We start from the raw sequence: 18401 nt of genomic DNA, 5'->3' as shown, positions 1-18401 counted from the left end.
CTCAGGTAGAATGCGCGCCCAGTTTTTGGAGAAACTCATGACCCTGCTCAAATTCAGCGATGTGTCCCTTGCTTTCGGCGCTATGCCGTTGTTGGACAAGGTGTCCTGGCAGATCGCCCGTGGTGAGCGGGTGTGCATCATCGGCCGCAATGGCACTGGCAAGTCCAGTATGTTGAAACTCGTCAAGGGCGTACAAAAGCCTGACGACGGTTCTGTGTGGCGTGCCCCGGGCCTGAAAATCGGCGAGCTGCCGCAGGAATTACCGGTGGCCGACGATCGGACAGTGTTCGACGTGGTCGCTGAAGGCCTGGATGGCGTCGGCGCATTGCTTGCCGAGTACCACCACCTGAGCCAGAACATCGTCACCGCCGAGGATCTGGACAAGCTGATGCATGTTCAGCACGACCTTGAGTCCCGCGACGGCTGGCGTCTGCAGCAATTGGTTGACAGCACCTTGAGCCGCCTGCAATTGCCGGCCGACAAAACCCTGGCTGAGCTGTCCGGTGGCTGGCGTCGTCGGGTCTTGCTGGCCCAGGCGTTGGTCTCCGAGCCCGATCTGCTGCTGCTCGACGAACCGACCAACCACTTGGATATCGGCGCGATCGCTTGGCTCGAAGAGGCCTTGATGGGCTTCCAGGGCGCGGTTCTGTTCATTACCCACGACCGGTCCTTTCTGCAGAACCTGGCCACCCGCATTCTTGAGCTGGACCGTGGCGGTCTGATCGACTGGGATGGCGACTACGCCAGCTTCCTGGTCCACAAAGAAGCCCAGTTGTCCGCGGAAGAAACCGCCAACGCGCTGTTCGACAAGCGCCTCGCGCAAGAAGAAGTCTGGATTCGTCAGGGCATCAAGGCTCGTCGTACCCGTAACGAAGGTCGCGTACGCGCCTTGAAAGAGTTGCGTGTGGAGCGTGGCGAGCGTCGTGAGCGCACAGGCAAGGCCAACATTCAGCTGGATACATCCGACAAGTCGGGCAAGCAAGTGATGGTTCTGGACAACGTCAGCTTCGCTCACCCGGGCGGTCCGTTCCTGATCAAGGATTTCTCCATGGTCCTGCAGCGCGAGGACCGTATCGGTCTGTTGGGCGCCAACGGTACCGGCAAGACCACCTTGCTCAAGCTGATGCTTGATAACCTGCAACCCTCCAGCGGCACCGTGGAAGTGGGTACGCGTCTGGAAGTGGCCTATTTCGACCAGTTGCGTCACCAGCTCGATCTGGAAAAAACCGTTATCGACAACGTGGCCGAAGGTCGGGATTTCATCGATATCGACGGTCAGAGCCGGCATGTACTGAGCTATCTGGGCGACTTCCTGTTCAGCCCGCAGCGTGCTCGTACGCCAGTGAAGGCATTGTCCGGTGGCGAGCGTGCGCGTCTGTTGCTGGCCAAACTGTTCAGCAAGCCAGCCAACCTGCTGGTACTCGACGAACCTACCAACGACCTCGATGTGGAAACCCTCGAGTTGCTTGAAGAAGTGCTGTTGACCTTCAAAGGCACCGTGTTGATGGTCAGTCACGACCGGGCATTCCTCGATAACGTTGTGACCAGCACCTTGGTGTTTGAAGGCGAAGGCAAGGTTCGTGAATACGTCGGTGGTTATCAGGACTGGCTGCGCCAGGGCGGCTCGCCGCGCCTGCTGGGTGTGACCGAGAATAAATCCGGTAAAGCCGAACTGGCGACTGCGGTTGTTGCTGCGACGCCTGTGGCGGCTCAGGAAATGCCAGTGGCCAAGAAGAAGCTCAGCTACAAGCTGCAACGCGAGCTGGAAGGGCTGCCTGCACAAATCGACGATGTCGAGGCGCAGATGGCTGCTCTGACGGCTGAAATGGCTCATGCCGGTTTCTATCAGCGCCCAGCCGAGCAGACTGCTGCAGTGCTGGCGCAAATGGAAAGCCAGCAAGCGCAACTCGATGCATTGTTGGAGCGCTGGGCCGAGCTGGACGCGTAATGCGTTTTGCTTTGCTGAGCTGAATAAAAAAGCCCGGGCCATTTGCAAATGGCCCGGGCTTTTTACTGAAGGCGGGTCGCACCTGCCTTCAATTTATATCCCGGTTACTCAGGGCGCTTCAGGCGCACGGCAAGAACGTCGCACGGCGCACCGTGGAGGACGTCGTTGGCAGTCGAACCGAGCAGCAACGCCAAGCCATGCCGGCCATGGCTGCCGACAACGATCAGGTCGCAGCCCTGCGCCTTGGCCAGTTGATGGATTTCCTGTCGGGGCTGACCATAGGTGAGGTGGCTGTCGCCGATCCGGACTTCCGGGTATTTCAGCTTCAAGGCTTCGAGTTTCTCTTTGGCCTGGTCGAACTGCTGCTGTTGCAATTGGGAGAGATCCATCGGTACATCGCCACCAAAGGCCATGGCCATGGGTTCAACGATATGCACCAGGGACAATTTGGCACCATTGCTGACGGCGAGTTCGCGAGCGCGGCGGATAACAGGATCGCACTCTTCAGTGAGGTCTATAGCGACCAAAATGTGTTCGTATGGCATGAGGAGCTCCTCTTTAGGATTGCGATAGCTGTAAGTATGGCTCTTTTCACCCAGGGCTGGGTGCGCGGTTAAATTGATAATTACTTCTGGGAATAAGAAATATGACGGTCTGGATAGTGTTGTCAATCCTTGCGCTGGTCCTGAGTCCTTTGGCGTGGCTGCGACCTTCGCGCCACCAGAGCGGCAAGATGGCCCTGCGCATGGAAGCACGGCGTATTGGACTTGGCATGCAACTGGCGCCTCAGGAATGGCCGCACTGGCTGCCAGAAGAGCCGCCAAGCCCCTGCGCGCAATACCATCGACCGCGCCGTAGCGAACGGGCCGTGTGCTGGGTCTATTGGCAAACCACTCCGGGCGTCTGGCTCAACCAATGGCGCGAGCCCTGCGAGGATGCGCAACTGATGGCCCAGTTCAGTACGCTTCCAGCCAATGTGTTCAAGGTCGAGGCAGCTCAGCAAATGATCGCCTTGTACTGGGGCGAGCGCGGCGAACCCGAAATATTGCAACGCATCTCCGCCGTCCTTAAAGCGCTGGCTTGACGATTCTGACGGTGTTGGCAATCAGCCACACCTCAAAATCCAGGCAATAAAAAGCCCGACAACAACATCGGGCCGGGGTGGCCAGGCAGGCCGATAATTTGTAGCGATCCCTGTGACGAGACTGGGAAGGCACTGTGCTGCGCGATGTTTCGGCCGGACGTGTTCGGCCTGAAACATTCAGTGCGCTGAATGTAGTCGCTCCCGAAGCGTTTGTCGCTGTCGCGCCCATCATTTTATTCGCAAAAGCTGCCCGTCACCTCAACCGTGCAGGGTTTGCCTGACACTTTGCGTCTGTCTGTTCGTCATAACGTGCATGAATACTTCCCCATCAATCGTGTATCAAACCTGTGATGGGTGCTGATGAATGATCATGCACCCCCATAATTCGCCGCTTTTATTGGCGTTTTGTTGATTTGACAATTGCCAGGATTTCCGTGAAGGTGTGTTACCCAAATCAAACGGTCGTATGAATTGAGCGTTTGCATTGTCAGAAGGCTCCTACAGAATCCCGGCTAACACGTCGGCGGATGTGTCTGGCGGTTTGGCGTTAGCATTGACGAAACGTCGTAGTCACGCCGGCCTCCAGTGTCCGACGTGTATTGTTCAGCTTCCATATCGTGGAGATCAGTTGATGATTTACGAAGGTAAAGCCATCACGGTTAAGGCTCTTGAAAGTGGCATCGTCGAATTGAATTTCGATCTCAAGGGTGAGTCCGTCAACAAGTTCAACCGTCTAACCCTCAACGACCTGCGTCAGGCCGTTGACACCATCAAGGCAGATGGTTCGATCAAGGGCGTGATTGTCACCAGCGGCAAGGACGTCTTCATCGTCGGCGCCGACATCACCGAGTTCGTCGACAACTTCAAGTTGCCGGATGCAGAGCTGGTGGCGGGTAACCTCGAAGCCAACAAAATCTTCAGCGATTTTGAAGACCTCAGCGTTCCAACCGTCGTGGCCATCAATGGCATCGCCCTGGGCGGTGGTTTCGAGATGTGCCTGGCAGCGGATTTCCGCGTGATGTCCAGCAGCGCCAAGGTCGGTCTGCCTGAAGTCAAACTGGGCCTCTACCCTGGTTTCGGCGGCACCGTGCGTCTGCCACGCATCATCGGTGCCGACAACGCCATCGAGTGGATCGCATCGGGCAAGGAAAACCGTGCTGAAGATGCCCTGAAAGTCGGTGCTGTCGATGCGGTGGTTGCCCCTGAAAAACTGCGTGAAGCAGCGCTGGACCTGATCAAGCGCGCCATTTCCGGCGAGTTCGATTTCAAGGTCAAGCGTCAACCGAAACTGGACAAGCTCAAGCTCAATGCCATCGAACAGATGATGGCATTCGAAACCGCCAAGGGCTTCGTTGCAGGCCAGGCTGGCCCGAACTACCCGGCGCCGGTCGAAGCGATCAAGACCATCCAGAAAGCCGCCAACTTTGGTCGGGACAAAGCGCTTGAAATCGAAGCTGCCGGTTTCGTCAAAATGGCCAAAACCTCGGCTGCGCATAGTCTGATCGGTCTGTTTCTGAACGATCAGGAACTGAAGAAAAAAGCCAAGATCTACGATGAAGTCGCGAAAGACGTGAAGCAGGCGGCGGTACTCGGCGCAGGCATCATGGGCGGCGGCATTGCCTATCAGTCGGCTGTCAAAGGCACGCCGATCCTGATGAAGGACATCCGCGAAGACGCCATTCAATTGGGTCTTAACGAAGCGTCCAAGCTACTGGGCAACCGTGTCGACAAAGGTCGCCTGACGTCGGCGAAGATGGCTGTGGCCCTCAACGCAATTCGTCCAACCCTGTCCTATGGTGATTTCGGCACCGTCGACTTCGTCGTCGAAGCCGTGGTCGAAAACCCTAAGGTCAAGCAGGCTGTGCTTGCTGAAGTCGAAGGTCAGGTCAAGGAAGGCACCATTCTGGCGTCCAACACCTCGACCATTTCCATCAGTTTGTTGGCCAAGGCCCTCAAGCGTCCGGAAGACTTCGTGGGTATGCACTTCTTCAACCCTGTGCACATGATGCCGCTGGTCGAAGTCATTCGTGGTGAGAAGTCCAGTGAAGTCGCGGTTGCGACGGCTGTGGCTTACGCCAAGAAAATCGGCAAGAACCCGATCGTGGTCAATGACTGCCCGGGCTTCCTGGTCAACCGTGTCCTGTTCCCGTACTTCGGCGGTTTTGCCAAATTGGTCAGCGCGGGTGTGGACTTCGTTCGCATCGACAAGGTCATGGAAAAATTCGGTTGGCCAATGGGCCCGGCCTACCTGATGGACGTGGTCGGTATCGACACTGGCCACCATGGCCGCGACGTGATGGCTGAAGGTTTCCCGGATCGCATGAAGGACGATCGTCGTTCGGCTGTGGACGTGCTTTACGAAGCCAATCGTCTGGGTCAGAAGAACGGCAAGGGCTTCTACGCCTACGAAATGGACAAGAAAGGCAAGCCGAAGAAAGTCGCCGATGCCGCCGTGCTTGAAGTACTCAAGCCGATTGTCTACGAGCAGCGCGAAGTGTCCGACGACGACATCATTAACTGGTTGATGATTCCGTTGTGCCTGGAAACCGTACGCTGCCTGGAAGACGGCATTGTTGAAACAGCCGCTGAAGCTGATATGGGCTTGATCTACGGCATCGGTTTCCCTCCATTCCGTGGCGGTGCGCTGCGTTACATCGACTCCGTAGGTGTCGCTGAATTCGTCGCGCTGGCTGACAAATACGCTGATCTGGGCGCCTTGTACCAACCCACCGCGAAGCTGCGTGAGATGGCCAAGAATGGCCAGAGCTTCTTCGGTTAAGCGCCCAACGATTGAGAGGAATTTATGAGCTTGAATCCGAGAGATGTCGTGATTGTTGACTTCGGTCGCACTCCGATGGGCCGCTCCAAGGGTGGCATGCACCGCAATACCCGCGCTGAAGATATGTCCGCGCACCTGATCACCAAGCTGCTGGAACGTAACGTCAAGGTCGATCCTGCGGAAGTGGAAGACGTAATCTGGGGGTGTGTGAACCAGACCCTGGAGCAGGGCTGGAACATCGCTCGCATGGTGTCGCTGCTGACGCCGATCCCGCACACCTCGGCAGCACAGACGGTCAGCCGCCTGTGTGGTTCGTCCATGAGCGCTTTGCACACTGCTGCGCAAGCGATCATGACCGGCAACGGTGATGTGTTCGTGATCGGTGGTGTCGAGCACATGGGCCACGTCAGCATGATGCATGGCGTGGATCCGAACCCGCATATGTCACTGCACGCGGCCAAGGCTTCCGGCATGATGGGCCTGACTGCAGAAATGCTCGGCAAAATGCACGGCATCACCCGCGAAGCGCAAGACGCTTTCGGTGTGCGCTCGCATCAGCTGGCACACAAGGCCACGATTGAAGGCAAGTTCAAGGACGAAATCATCCCGATGCAAGGGTATGACGAGAACGGCTTCCTGAAAATGTTCGACTACGACGAGACCATTCGTCCAGAAACGACATTGGAAAGCCTGGCCGCCTTGAAGCCTGCTTTCAACCCGAAAGGCGGCACCGTGACGGCGGGGACTTCCTCGCAAATTACCGACGGTGCATCGTGCATGATTGTCATGTCCGCACAGCGCGCTCAAGACCTTGGCATCCAGCCTATGGCGGTTATCCGCTCGATGGCAGTGGCAGGTGTTGACCCGGCGATCATGGGCTATGGTCCAGTGCCGGCAACGCAAAAAGCGTTGAAACGTGCCGGCCTGAGTATTGCCGATATCGACTTCTTCGAGCTCAACGAAGCTTTCGCTGCACAGGCCCTGCCAGTGCTGAAAGATTTGAAAGTTCTCGACAAGATGAACGAGAAGGTTAACCTGCACGGCGGCGCGATCGCTCTGGGTCATCCATTTGGGTGTTCTGGCGCGCGTATCTCCGGCACGTTGCTGAACGTCATGAAGCAAAATGGCGGTAACCTTGGGGTTGCTACCATGTGCATCGGCCTCGGTCAGGGCATTGCCACCGTCTTCGAACGCGTCTAAAAGGTTCGAGTGATGGACGCCGGGGCCTTGTGCCCCGGCTTTTGTTTTTCTGAAGAATTGTTTTTGAAACCTTTTATTTCGGATTTATTTTACGAGGGCAGCAGCATGCAGTTACAGCCAGGACTCTATCGCCATTACAAGGGCCCTGAGTACCGTGTATTCAGCGTTGCCCGACATTCTGAAACCGAAGAAGAAGTGGTGTTCTACCAAGCGCTCTATGGCGATTATGGCCTGTGGGTGCGCCCTTTGAGCATGTTCCTTGAATCCGTCGAAGTTGACGGTGAACAGGTGCCTCGCTTTGCTTTGGTTCAGGTTGAACCCAGTCTGTTTTCAAGGCCTTGAGCTGAGATCGCGCAGTAACCTGTGCTTGACCTCACCTGATTGCCACTATATATAGCGGGCCTCGACAGGCACCAACCGCCTTTCATTTCTAGAATTCAGGAATTTTCTGATCCATGGGCAAATCGCTGGTCATTGTGGAATCCCCGGCTAAGGCCAAGACCATCAACAAGTACTTGGGTAACCAATACGTGGTGAAGTCGAGTATCGGCCATATCCGAGACTTGCCCACTAGCGGTTCCGCTAGCGCCAGCAAAGAGCCCGCTGCCAAGCGTGGCAAGGCTGCCGCTGGTGATGCGCCTGTGCTTACGCCGAAGGAAAAAGCCAAGCGCCAGCTCGTCTCGCGCATGGGTGTCGATCCTGATCACGGCTGGAAAGCCAAGTACGAAATCCTTCCCGGTAAAGAGAAGGTGGTCGAGGAGCTGCGCCGGCTCGCCAAGGATGCTGACATCATCTATCTCGCAACCGACTTGGACCGCGAAGGGGAAGCCATTGCCTGGCACCTGCGCGAAGCCATTGGTGGTGACGACAGCCGCTACAAGCGCGTGGTGTTCAACGAAATCACCAAGAAAGCGATTCAGGAAGCTTTCTCCAAGCCAGGCGAGCTGGATATTAATCGGGTCAATGCCCAGCAGGCACGTCGCTTCCTCGATCGTGTCGTTGGCTACATGGTGTCACCGCTGCTCTGGCAGAAGGTCGCCCGTGGTTTGTCTGCAGGCCGTGTGCAATCGGTTGCCGTGAAGCTGGTGGTGGAGCGTGAGCGCGAGATTCGTGCGTTCAACCCCGAAGAATATTGGGAAATTCACGCTGATCTGGGCACCACCAAAGGCGCCAACGTACGCTTTGAAGTGGCTCGCGAAAACGGCGAAGCCTTTAAACCGTTGAATGAAACCCACGCGATGGCTGCGCTGGAGAAGCTCAAAGCTTCCAGCTATAGCATCGTCAAGCGTGAAGACAAGCCGACCAGCAGCAAGCCTTCTGCGCCGTTCATCACGTCGACCCTGCAACAGGCGGGAAGCAACCGCCTGGGCTTTGGCGTGAAAAAAACCATGATGATGGCCCAGCGTTTGTATGAAGCGGGCTACATCACGTACATGCGTACCGACTCGACTAACCTGTCAGTCGACGCGGTCACCATGGCGCGCAGCTACATCGAAACCGAGTTCGGCAAGAAGTACCTGCCTGAATCGCCAAACGTCTACAGCAGCAAAGAAGGTGCACAAGAGGCGCACGAAGCGATTCGTCCGTCCGATGTCAACACCCACCCGAGCAAGCTGACGGGTATGGAACGTGACGCTGAGCGCCTCTACGAGCTGATCTGGCGCCAATTCGTCGCGTGCCAGATGCCACCGGCGCAATACCTGTCGACCACCGTCAGCGTCGCTGCTGGCACCTTTGAGCTGCGTGCCAAAGGCCGCATCCTCAAGTTCGACGGCTACACCCGTGTCATGCCGCAGATGGCCAAGCCGGGCGACGACGATGTGTTGCCGGACATGGCTCAGGGCGACAACCTGAAGCTGAACAAACTTGATCCAAGCCAGCACTTCACCAAGCCGCCTGCGCGCTACTCCGAAGCGAGCCTGGTCAAGGAAATGGAAAAACGCGGTATTGGTCGTCCATCGACGTACGCCGCGATTATTTCGACCATTCAGGATCGTGGTTACGTCGCGCTGCATAACCGCCGTTTCTACTCTGAAAAAATGGGCGATATCGTTACAGGGCGCTTGTCCGAAAGCTTCTCGAACCTGATGGACTACGGCTTCACCGCCGGTATGGAAGAGAATCTCGATGACGTCGCTCAAGGTCAGCGCGACTGGAAAAACGTGCTCGACGAGTTCTACGGTGACTTCAAGAAGAAACTCGAAGTAGCCGAAGCGCCAGACAGCGGCATGCGTTCCAACCAGCCGGTGATGACGGACATCCCGTGCAAGCTCTGCGGTCGCCCGATGCAGATTCGTACGGCGTCGACCGGGGTGTTTCTCGGTTGCTCCGGGTACAGCCTGCCGCCTAAAGAACGCTGCAAGGCGACCGTCAACCTCACGCCCGGCGACGAAATTGCCGAGGATGATGAGGGTGAGTCCGAGTCACGCGTATTGCGTGGCAAGCACCGTTGCCATATTTGCAGTACGGCCATGGATGCGTACTTGCTGGACGAGAAGCATAAGCTGCACATCTGCGGCAATAACCCCGATTGCGTGGGTTATGAGATCGAAGAGGGCACCTACCGGATCAAGGGTTATGAAGGTCCGAGCCTGGAGTGCGACAAGTGTGGCTCCGAGATGCAGCTCAAGACCGGTCGTTTCGGCAAGTTCTTCGGTTGCACCAACCCTGACTGCAAGAACACCCGAAAGCTGCTGAAAAGCGGTGAAGCGGCGGGGCCGAAAATGGACCCGGTGAAGATGCCCGAACTCAAATGCGAGAAGGTCACCGACACGTACATCCTGCGTGATGGTGCCTCTGGGTTGTTTCTGGCGGCCAGTCAGTTCCCGAAAAACCGCGAGACCCGTGCTCCGCTGGTGATCGAGATTGTGCCGCACAAAGACGAAATCGATCCGAAGTACCACTTCCTCTGCGAAGCACCGAAGAAAGATCCAGACGGGCACCCTGCGGTGATTCGTTACAGCCGCAAAACCAAAGAGCAATATGTGCAGACCGAAGTGGAAGGCAAGCCGACAGGCTGGCGCGCGTTCTACGATGGCAAGGCCTGGAAGGTCGAAGACAAACGTTGATACATTGCGCCTGACGTCACCCGTCAGGCGCCCATCGGTTGTCTGATGCTGGCTCGCCCGGTGCGCCCAAAGCGCGTTGCGCGAGCCAGATTTGCTTTGAGTAGAGCCGTTCTTTTTTGTTTGTGATGGAGAGTGCCACCATGGCCCATGAACTCTATACCCGTACCAACCAGAAGATTTATTTTGCAGGGCTCGCTCTTGAGGCGCTGGGTAAGGCTCAGGAAAGCCGGGCGATGAATGCTATCGCGCTGGTTCAGGCTGAGCGTGAGTCCGTCCTGTTTCACCTGTATGGCGCGTTGCTCGGTTTGTGCCATGAGATCGCAGGGTTTTACCGTTTGCCCCAGGCCAATGCGCCGCGCGCAGAACTGCTGTTGACCAAAGAGGTGCTGGACGCTATCGCGATCCCGGAAATGGCCGAGCTGATCGAGCTCGCGCAGAACCGGGAAACCTGGCTGGCGCAGTTGCTGGCGGCCTACAACGCGTTGTTCCTGCCGCCGCGTGCGCCAAGGAAAGCCAAGGGCGACGTTACGCAGCCAATGATTATTGCTGTCAGCCTGGATGACGAGCCTGAGCCTGAGTTGGGCCGTGAGGAAATGGAAAGTTGGCGTCAGCAGCTCAAGAGCCTGACGATTCGTTTTCGCGAAGGGCTGAGCGAGTGCTGATTGATCGATGGGCTAGGGGCTGAGTCGACGGGCTGATACAATGCTGCCCTTTCGTGGAGAACAGATCCTATGCCAACGTCCTTTTTAGAAATTGTCGAGCTGCCCGACGGCCGCATCGAACTGCGCCGTGCTGAGGACGAGGGCTCCTTGGTTACCCTGGATTTTTCTGCTGATGCCAAAGCCTTTTTGCAAGGTCAGCACGTAGAAATCGCTAAAGCCATGCTGAGCGTCGGCGTTCAGATGGCTGGGCGCCTTGCGGAAGGCGACTTTGATAAACACGATGGCCCGCGCGTTCTTCATTGATCACGGGCTGATCTTCAGCCCAGCCGAATATTCAAACTCTGCGCATCACCCGTCCTGGCAGCGCTGATTAGCTGTTGGCGTGCCCCGGCATTGATCGGGTTGAGCCAGCTGACAACCGTGTGGCTGCGACCCAGCCGCAGAGCCTCGCAGGTCAATTGCAACGCGCTTTGTGTACCGCGTGGTTGCAATAGAAGAATCCGTTCACGATTAAGCCCCGCATCACGCAACCAGGTCTGAGTCAGACTTGCAGGTGGCGCGATCAATGTCAGCCAGCGTGCGTCCTGGTCCTGACTCAGCTCCCGCAAAATCGGCGCCAGAAGGTTCAGGCAGTTCCCGGCTGCGCCGCGCAATGACAGTTCACTAAAAGCGTCTGGCGCTGTGTTCCAGGGCGTTTCGACTACTTCTTTGAGGAGCGGGGCGATGGGCTGTGCCATGAATGCCTCGAACAGTGGTAGTTGTGCTTGCTGTGGTGTTTGGGGGAACTGCATAACGTCTCCTTTAGCGGCGAATGACGCCGACACTCAAGCCTTCGATCACCAATTCCTGATCTTTGAGGTTCACTTCAATAGGGGCGAAATCCGGGTTCTCGGCAAGTAGCCAAACCTTGCTGCCTTCACGCTTGAAGCGCTTAACCGTGACTTCATCACCAATTCGCGCCACGACGATCTGGCCATTGCGGGCTTCGCGGCAGGTATGGACGGCAATCAAGTCGCCATCGAGGATGCCGACGTCCTTCATGCTCATGCCATGCACGCGCAACAAATAGTCTGCGCTCGGATGGAAGAAAGACGGGTTGATGTTGCAGGACTCTTCGACATGTTGCTGCGCCAGAATCGGTGCGCCAGCGGCGACGCGACCGATGATTGGCAGGCTGCGTTCTTCGGACTTGGCTTCGAAGCCAGGAATACGAATACCCCGCGAGGCGCCCGGCGTCATTTCGATAGCGCCTTTGCGCGCCAGAGCCTTGAGGTGTTCTTCCGCCGCATTGGGCGACTTGAAGCCCAGTTCCTGAGCGATTTCCGCACGGGTCGGTGGGTAGCCGTTGTCTTCAAGGCAGCGTTTGATGAAGCCCAGAATCTCAGCTTGGCGTGGCGTCAGTTTTATCATGATGATCGCTCTGTCTTTTTATACAGTGACTGGGATTATATACAGTGATTGCGTCTTGGCAATCGTCCTTTTTACTCAGGCCGCTGGACGGTGTGCAGGGGGCTGCTGGCAGGTGATCCGAGGCGATAAGTCACGCGGTGGCTACAGGCCCCGGGTTATATGATTAAATGCATGACTGGTCAGCCAGAAAACGAACGGGCAGACTTGACAAATAGCCCGGCTGAAACGTATGTTTCAAACAAGTGTTTGTCAGGCAGAAGAATCATGGCCCAGTCGGAAACAGTTGAACGTATCCTCGATGCTGCTGAGCAGTTGTTCGCGGAAAAAGGCTTTGCCGAAACATCGTTGCGGTTGATCACCAGCAAAGCCTCGGTCAACCTGGCCGCGGTGAATTATCACTTTGGTTCGAAGAAGGCCCTGATTCAGGCGGTTTTCTCGCGCTTCCTCGGTCCGTTCTGTATCAGCCTCGATCGAGAGCTGGAGCGCCGTCAGGCCAAGCCTGAACACAAGCCGACACTTGAAGAGCTGCTGGAAATCCTCGTCGAGCAAGCGTTGGTGGTGCAGCCGCGGAGCGGTAACGACCTGTCGATTTTCATGCGCTTGCTGGGCTTGGCGTTCAGTCAGAGCCAAGGACACCTGCGTCGTTACCTGGAAGACATGTACGGCAAGGTGTTTCGCCGCTACATGTTACTGGTCAATGAAGCAGCCCCGAATATTCCACCGATCGAACTGTTCTGGCGCGTGCATTTCATGCTCGGCGCCGCAGCGTTCAGCATGTCCGGGATCAAAGCGTTGCGGGCGATTGCCGAGACTGATTTCGGGGTCAATACCTCCATTGAGCAGGTGATGCGTCTGATGGTGCCGTTCCTGGCAGCCGGCATGCGCGCCGAAACCGGCGTGACCGACGCGGCCATGGTCTCTGCACAACTCAAACCGCGCAGCAAAAGTACGGTCGCCGTCGCCAAGGTTTGATCGTTGATGGGTGGGCGTGGCAGCTTTCATCGGCTAAGCTAGCCGCCCATGCGTACCCTCGATTTATTCATGTCTCCCACGCCACTCCGTATTTGTCCGGCTCCGCCGATCGGCAGCGGTGTGTGCGTCTGGCTGTCTTCACTGCGCTTTGATGCCACGCCCGGATCGGGTGTCGGCTGCGTTGAGTTAAGGAATTGCATATGAGTTCTGGCCTGCAAGGCTCGTTGATGGTGGATGTCGCCGGTACTTGGCTGACCGCTGAGGACCGCCAGTTTTTGCGTCAGCCCGAAGTCGGTGGTCTGATCATTTTCGCCCGCAATATTGAGCATCCGCGCCAGGTTCGTGAACTCAGTGCCGCTGTCCGTGCGATACGACCTGAGTTGCTGTTGGCGGTGGATCAGGAGGGCGGGCGGGTACAGCGTCTGCGTCAGGGATTCGTCCGATTACCGGCGATGCGGGCGATTGCCGACAACCTGAATGCCGAATCGCTGGCTGAACATTGCGGATGGCTGATGGCCACTGAAGTGTTGGCGGTCGGGCTGGATTTGAGTTTCGCACCGGTTCTCGACCTGGATTATCAGCGCAGTGCGGTGGTCGGCAGCCGGGCTTTTGAGGGTGATCCCGAACGTGCGGCGTTGCTGGCGGGTGCCTTTATTCGTGGCATGAACGCCGCAGGCATGGCGGCAACCGGCAAACATTTTCCTGGCCATGGCTGGGCTGAAGCCGATTCTCATGTCGCGATTCCGACAGACGAGCGCAGCCTCGACGAAATCCGCGCCAAGGACCTTGTGCCGTTCGCTCGCCTGAGCAAGCAACTGGCAGCCGTGATGCCAGCCCACGTCATTTATCCGCAAGTCGATGCCCAGCCTGCCGGTTTCTCCCGGCGTTGGCTGCAAGATATCCTGCGCGGCGAGTTGCGGTTCGATGGCGTGATTTTCAGCGATGACCTGTCCATGGCCGGCGCCCATGTGGTCGGTGATGCCGCAAGTCGTATCGAGGCTGCTTTGAGCGCCGGGTGTGACATGGGCCTGGTGTGCAACGACCGGGCTGCTGCCGAGCTGGCACTCAGTGCCGCGCAACGGCTGAAGGTAAAACCATCGCCACGCATTGCGCGGATGCGAGGCCAGGCATACGCCACTACTGAATATCGTCAGCACCCACGCTGGCTGGCGGCCCTTGATGCACTGCGTGCCGCCCAACTGATCGACTGAAGGATGTATTAATGACTGTTTATGCGATTATCGGCGGCACTGGCCTGACCCAACTTGATGGCTTGAATATTCGTCAGTCCCTGCCGATGAATACGCCTTATGGTGCGCCGTCGGCCGAGATTCAGATTGGCGAGTATGCAGGGCGTGAGGTGCTGTTTCTGGCGCGCCACGGTCACCCCCATCGCCTACCGCCACATCAGGTCAACTACCGGGCTAATCTGTGGGCATTGAAGCAGGCCGGGGCCGAGGCGATCCTGGCCGTGAATGCTGTGGGTGGGATTCATCCGGCCATGGGCACCGGGCATTTCTGCGTGCCGCACCAGTTGATCGACTACACCAGCGGTCGCGAGCACACCTACTTTGCCGATGATCTGGAGCAGGTGACCCACATCGACTTCAGCTATCCCTACAGCGAAGCGCTGCGCACGCGACTTATTGCAGCGCTGGCGGCTGAAGGTTGTGCTTACAGCGACCAGGGCGTGTATGCCTGCACTCAGGGCCCGCGCCTTGAAACCGTGGCGGAGATCATTCGCCTGGAGCGTGATGGTTGCGATATCGTCGGCATGACCGGTATGCCTGAAGCGGCACTGGCCCGCGAAATAGAACTGGATTACGCCTGTCTGGCGCTGGTGGTCAACCCTGCGGCAGGCAAGTCGTCGGCAGTGATTACCATGGCCGAAATTGAACAGGCACTGCATGACGGGATGGGCAAGGTGAAGGCGACTTTGGCGCGGGTGCTTGTTTCGGGCTGAAAAATGCGATTGAGTCGGACATGCAGCCATCGCGGGCAAGCCCGCTCCTGCATCAATGGTTACCCCGCGTACCTGGGGGCAACCATTTCATTAGGGTGTCTGACTCAATGCTTTATTTTTTTGACCGGCGCTGGCAATGGCGCGAACAGGGCGGCGATGTCTTCGCTTCCCAACTTCCAGTCACCTGCGGTCCTGCCATCCAGTACGCCTGACGCCAGCGCTGATTTTTCCTGCTGCAAACGCTGGATTTTCTCTTCCACCGTGCCGCGCGCGATCATCTTGTAGACGAAGACCGGTTTCTCCTGGCCGATGCGGTACGCACGGTCGGTGGCCTGATTTTCGGCTGCCGGGTTCCACCAGGGATCGTAATGGATCACCGTGTCGGCTGCGGTCAGGTTCAGGCCGGTGCCGCCGGCCTTGAGGCTGATCAGGAAAACCGGAAGCTTGCCACTCTGGAAGTCCTGTACCGGTGTCCGGCGGTCTCTGGTTGCCCCGGTGAGCAGCGCGTATTCGATGCCGCGCTGTTTCAGCTCGGCTTCGATCAGGGTCAGCATCGAGGTGAACTGCGAGAACAACAGGATTTTTCGACCTTCGGCCAGCAACTCTTCAAACATTTCCATCAGGCTGTGCAGCTTGGCCGAGCTGCCATGGCGCCCCGTTGCAGGTGCGCTGTTGACCAGCCGTAAATCACAGCAGACCTGACGCAGTTTGAGCAACGCTTCCAGAACGATGATTTGACTGCGACCAACGCCTTTGCGGGCGATTTCGTCGCGTACCTTCTTGTCCATGGCCAGGCGTACCGTCTCATACACGTCGCGCTGGGCGTCGTTGAGCTCGACCCAATGGATGATTTCGGTCTTGGGCGGCAGTTCGGTGGCGACCTGCTCTTTGGTGCGACGCAGGAGGAAGGGCTTGATCCGCGCATTCAAGTGCTGCAAGCGTTCTTCGTTGCCCAGCTTCTCGATGGCGGTGCGGTAGTTGCTGTTGAACTGCTTGCTGTCGCCCAGCCAGCCTGGCATCAGGAAGTGGAACAGCGACCAGAGTTCGCCCAGATGGTTTTCCAACGGCGTACCGCTCAGGCACAGGCGCTGACGGGCGTTTAGGCTGCGCGCGGCCTCAGCGGCCTTGCTGTTGGGGTTCTTGATGTACTGCGCTTCGTCGAGGATCAGCACATGCAGCGGCTGCTGCGCCAACAACTCGACGTCACGCGGCAGCAGCGCATAGGTGGTGAGGATCAGGTCGTAATCCTGCAGGTTGGCGAAATCCTGGCGCCTGCCTGGCCCATACAACGCCAATACACGTAGTTGAGGGGTGAAACGTTCGGCTTCATCCATCCAGTTGGGAATCAGGCTGGTGGGCATCACGGCCAGGGACGGGCGATCAAGGCGACCGGCCTGCTTTTCCACTAGCAGGTGGGCCAGGGTTTGCAGGGTTTTGCCCAGGCCCATGTCATCGGCCAGGATGCCGCCAACTTCCAGCTCGCGCAGCGATTGCATCCAGCTCAAACCTTCGAGCTGATAGGGTCGCAGGGTTGCATTCAAACCGTCGGGTACGGTCACTGAAAAATTTTTGATGTCCGCCAGGCGCTCGCCGAATTGACGCAGGCGTTCGCCGCCTTCCCAGGTCAGCGGCATATCGTCCAGTTGGGTCAGGCGTGCGGCGTCTGCGGTATTGAGGCGCAGGGCGTTATTGCCGTCGTCGCGCCAATAGAAGTCACCCAGGGTTGCCAGCACGGGTTTTAGACGGCCGTAGGGCAGGGCGACCTGGATCGGGCCGCCACCTCGCTGGGTGAAGTGATTGAGCTGGACCAAGAGTTGCTCATCGTCCCGGCGCTTGGCGATCCCGGCCGGGCTCATCAGTTCGGGGTGGCTGCGCAGTAGATTGATCAGAATCGGCAGCAGGCTCAGGCGCTCACCATTGACGATGATGCCCAGTTCCAGGTCGAACCAGTCGCGCTCTGGCTGCTCATTGATGACCGCGTACCAGTCGTCTACAGGCGTGACGTCAAACGCGAAATCTTCCGCGACGTCGATCTCCCAGCCTTGCTCACGCAGCTGTGGCAAGTCGTTGGTCATGAAGTTCAGCCAGGCCTTGTCGCTCGGCAGTTCGAACATGTCCCCGGCGCTGTCGGGCAAGGCCTTGCTTTGCCGGGTCGCCAGCCTGAAACCGAGGTCCTGAATAACCTGTCGCCAGTGCTTTTCTGCCTCCGGATAGCGGCGTATGCGCACGGCTTCAGTGTCGAAGTGTTCCAGGACGTCGGTGGTTTTGCTCCCTGTCGCGTAATGCTCGCCGTAGCCAAACGCCAGCGCGGCGCGATGCTGGATATGACGTTGCATACGGCCATTGCGGGGTTCGTAAGCGCTGAACTCGAAGCTGGCAAGAATCAGCCGAGGCACAGGTTGGGTGTCTATCAAGCGTTCAGGCAATGCGGGCTTGGGCTTGGGCTCGGCTCGTGCTGGCGCAGGCGTACGGTCTGGCGCACCCAGCGCGGCGAGGATCGAGGCCTTGTTTTCCGGGTCCTGCAGAAAGAAAAGAGCAGCGGCGCAATGTTTGCAATTGTTGCGCACGGGGCAGGTGCATTTACACACCACGAATTGCTTATGCTCGGCCGGGTCCTTGAAAGTGAGGGTTTGCGTGTAGATTTCCAGACTCGAGCCTCTGCACACCGTCCTGACCAGCTCGGGACTCAGGTGCTGCAACTTGATGCGTTGCTGCTGGGCATAGTCGCGCCCTCGCTCAAGGCTTTGAGCTTTGAAGACTTGTGCCCACGAAGAGGCTAGAACTTTTTCAAGAATGGACGACACAGTTCAGTACAGCCCGACGCCGCAGCGATGCTCAAAGGGCAAGGAGCGCAACGCGCTCCCTGGATGCTTAAAGAGGTGAAACCTTGATCAGCATGGCCAGGCTGCCATTGTCCATATAGGTCAATTCGCCATTCTTCACCCGGGTCGTCTGGGTCATTCGCTCGCTGGTGCGCACTACGCCATAGGCATCGAGCTGATTGACCCAAAAGTCTGCCGTGATATCGGTAAACCGCGCCAGGCTCAAGGTGACGGTGCCCTCAATGGGAAAGTGACCGAACTGCTCCTGACCACTGCTGACCGCCATTTTGCTCGGGTCAGCGCTCAGATTCTGCTGCCAGGCCCGATGCAGCAGCACGTTGTAGTTGCCGCTGGCGTCCAGCTTACCGGCCATTCCGGTCAGCGCCGGGCTGCGTTCATTCTCGGGGCTGATTTTCTGTGCCCCGGCGGCCCAGGCTTCGGGGGAGGGCTGGTTGGTCGTGGCGGGTTGGCCAATCTGCCGGAACAGGATCAT

At 57.7% G+C, this 18401-nt stretch carries 16 protein-coding genes; 11 read left to right on the top strand and 5 right to left on the bottom strand.

The window, feature by feature from the left end:
• Nucleotides 1–37 precede the first annotated feature (37 nt).
• Nucleotides 38–1948, top strand: coding sequence for an ATP-binding cassette domain-containing protein (locus K0F75_RS17385; RefSeq protein WP_219063189.1), 1911 nt, complete (start codon nucleotides 38–40; stop codon nucleotides 1946–1948).
• Nucleotides 1949–2052: 104 nt separating this feature from the next.
• Here K0F75_RS17385 and K0F75_RS17380 read toward each other — a convergent pair whose 3' ends face one another.
• Nucleotides 2053–2493: a universal stress protein gene (locus K0F75_RS17380; RefSeq protein ID WP_219063188.1), complete on the bottom strand. Its 441-nt coding sequence runs from the start codon at nucleotides 2491–2493 to the stop codon at nucleotides 2053–2055.
• A 101-nt stretch (nucleotides 2494–2594) separates the two neighbouring features.
• Between K0F75_RS17380 and K0F75_RS17375 the strand changes: the two genes are divergently transcribed.
• The 7 genes from K0F75_RS17375 (at nucleotide 2595) to K0F75_RS17345 (ending at nucleotide 11044) form a co-directional block, all read left to right on the top strand.
• On the top strand, nucleotides 2595–3032 hold the full coding sequence (locus K0F75_RS17375) for a hypothetical protein (RefSeq protein WP_219063187.1): 438 nt from the start codon (nucleotides 2595–2597) through the stop codon (nucleotides 3030–3032).
• Between the two features lie 631 nt (nucleotides 3033–3663).
• On the top strand, nucleotides 3664–5811 hold the full coding sequence (gene fadB, locus K0F75_RS17370) for a fatty acid oxidation complex subunit alpha FadB (RefSeq protein WP_219063186.1): 2148 nt from the start codon (nucleotides 3664–3666) through the stop codon (nucleotides 5809–5811).
• Nucleotides 5812–5835: 24 nt separating this feature from the next.
• Nucleotides 5836–7011, top strand: coding sequence for an acetyl-CoA C-acyltransferase FadA (fadA, locus tag K0F75_RS17365; protein ID WP_219063185.1), 1176 nt, complete (start codon nucleotides 5836–5838; stop codon nucleotides 7009–7011).
• Between the two features lie 105 nt (nucleotides 7012–7116).
• Nucleotides 7117–7353 (top strand): DUF1653 domain-containing protein, encoded by a 237-nt coding sequence (locus tag K0F75_RS17360; protein ID WP_219063249.1) that lies wholly within the window; start codon nucleotides 7117–7119, stop codon nucleotides 7351–7353.
• Nucleotides 7354–7466: 113 nt separating this feature from the next.
• Entirely contained in the window at nucleotides 7467–10079 is a 2613-nt protein-coding gene (gene topA / locus K0F75_RS17355) for a type I DNA topoisomerase (protein ID WP_219063184.1), read from the top strand.
• 140 nt (nucleotides 10080–10219) lie between these two features.
• Nucleotides 10220–10741, top strand: coding sequence for a DUF6586 family protein (locus K0F75_RS17350; RefSeq protein ID WP_219063183.1), 522 nt, complete (start codon nucleotides 10220–10222; stop codon nucleotides 10739–10741).
• Nucleotides 10742–10810: 69 nt separating this feature from the next.
• Complete coding sequence (locus K0F75_RS17345) at nucleotides 10811–11044, top strand: hypothetical protein (protein WP_219063182.1); 234 nt, start codon at nucleotides 10811–10813, stop codon at nucleotides 11042–11044.
• A 14-nt stretch (nucleotides 11045–11058) separates the two neighbouring features.
• Here the strand turns inward: K0F75_RS17345 and sulA are convergent, their stop codons facing one another.
• Both sulA and lexA read right to left on the bottom strand, forming a co-directional pair.
• Nucleotides 11059–11532 carry an SOS-induced cell division inhibitor SulA gene (sulA, locus tag K0F75_RS17340; RefSeq protein ID WP_219063181.1) on the bottom strand — a complete coding sequence of 158 codons (474 nt, stop codon included), beginning with the start codon at nucleotides 11530–11532 and terminating at the stop codon, nucleotides 11059–11061.
• A 10-nt stretch (nucleotides 11533–11542) separates the two neighbouring features.
• Nucleotides 11543–12151 (bottom strand): transcriptional repressor LexA, encoded by a 609-nt coding sequence (gene lexA, locus K0F75_RS17335; RefSeq protein ID WP_219063180.1) that lies wholly within the window; start codon nucleotides 12149–12151, stop codon nucleotides 11543–11545.
• A gap of 264 nt (nucleotides 12152–12415) precedes the next feature.
• Between lexA and K0F75_RS17330 the strand changes: the two genes are divergently transcribed.
• The 3 genes from K0F75_RS17330 (at nucleotide 12416) to K0F75_RS17320 (ending at nucleotide 15086) form a co-directional block, all read left to right on the top strand.
• On the top strand, nucleotides 12416–13123 hold the full coding sequence (locus K0F75_RS17330; protein WP_219063179.1) for a TetR/AcrR family transcriptional regulator: 708 nt from the start codon (nucleotides 12416–12418) through the stop codon (nucleotides 13121–13123).
• Nucleotides 13124–13335: 212 nt separating this feature from the next.
• Nucleotides 13336–14334, top strand: a complete 999-nt coding sequence (gene nagZ, locus K0F75_RS17325; RefSeq protein WP_219063248.1) for a beta-N-acetylhexosaminidase — start codon at nucleotides 13336–13338, stop codon at nucleotides 14332–14334.
• An 11-nt stretch (nucleotides 14335–14345) separates the two neighbouring features.
• Nucleotides 14346–15086 carry an S-methyl-5'-thioinosine phosphorylase gene (locus K0F75_RS17320; RefSeq protein ID WP_219063178.1) on the top strand — a complete coding sequence of 247 codons (741 nt, stop codon included), beginning with the start codon at nucleotides 14346–14348 and terminating at the stop codon, nucleotides 15084–15086.
• 104 nt (nucleotides 15087–15190) lie between these two features.
• Here the strand turns inward: K0F75_RS17320 and K0F75_RS17315 are convergent, their stop codons facing one another.
• Both K0F75_RS17315 and K0F75_RS17310 read right to left on the bottom strand, forming a co-directional pair.
• Nucleotides 15191–17890, bottom strand: coding sequence for a DEAD/DEAH box helicase (locus K0F75_RS17315; RefSeq protein WP_219063177.1), 2700 nt, complete (start codon nucleotides 17888–17890; stop codon nucleotides 15191–15193).
• A gap of 67 nt (nucleotides 17891–17957) precedes the next feature.
• Nucleotides 17958–18401, bottom strand: a 444-nt coding sequence (locus K0F75_RS17310) for a peptidoglycan binding protein CsiV (RefSeq protein WP_257604420.1), incomplete at its 5' end; no start/stop codon positions are given.

The sequence above is a fragment of the Pseudomonas sp. UMAB-08 genome (assembly GCF_900095225.1).
GTDB lineage: Bacteria > Pseudomonadota > Gammaproteobacteria > Pseudomonadales > Pseudomonadaceae > Aquipseudomonas.
The sequence above is the reverse complement of the archived record's forward strand: the minus strand, read 5'-3'. Positions and strand labels throughout refer to the sequence as shown.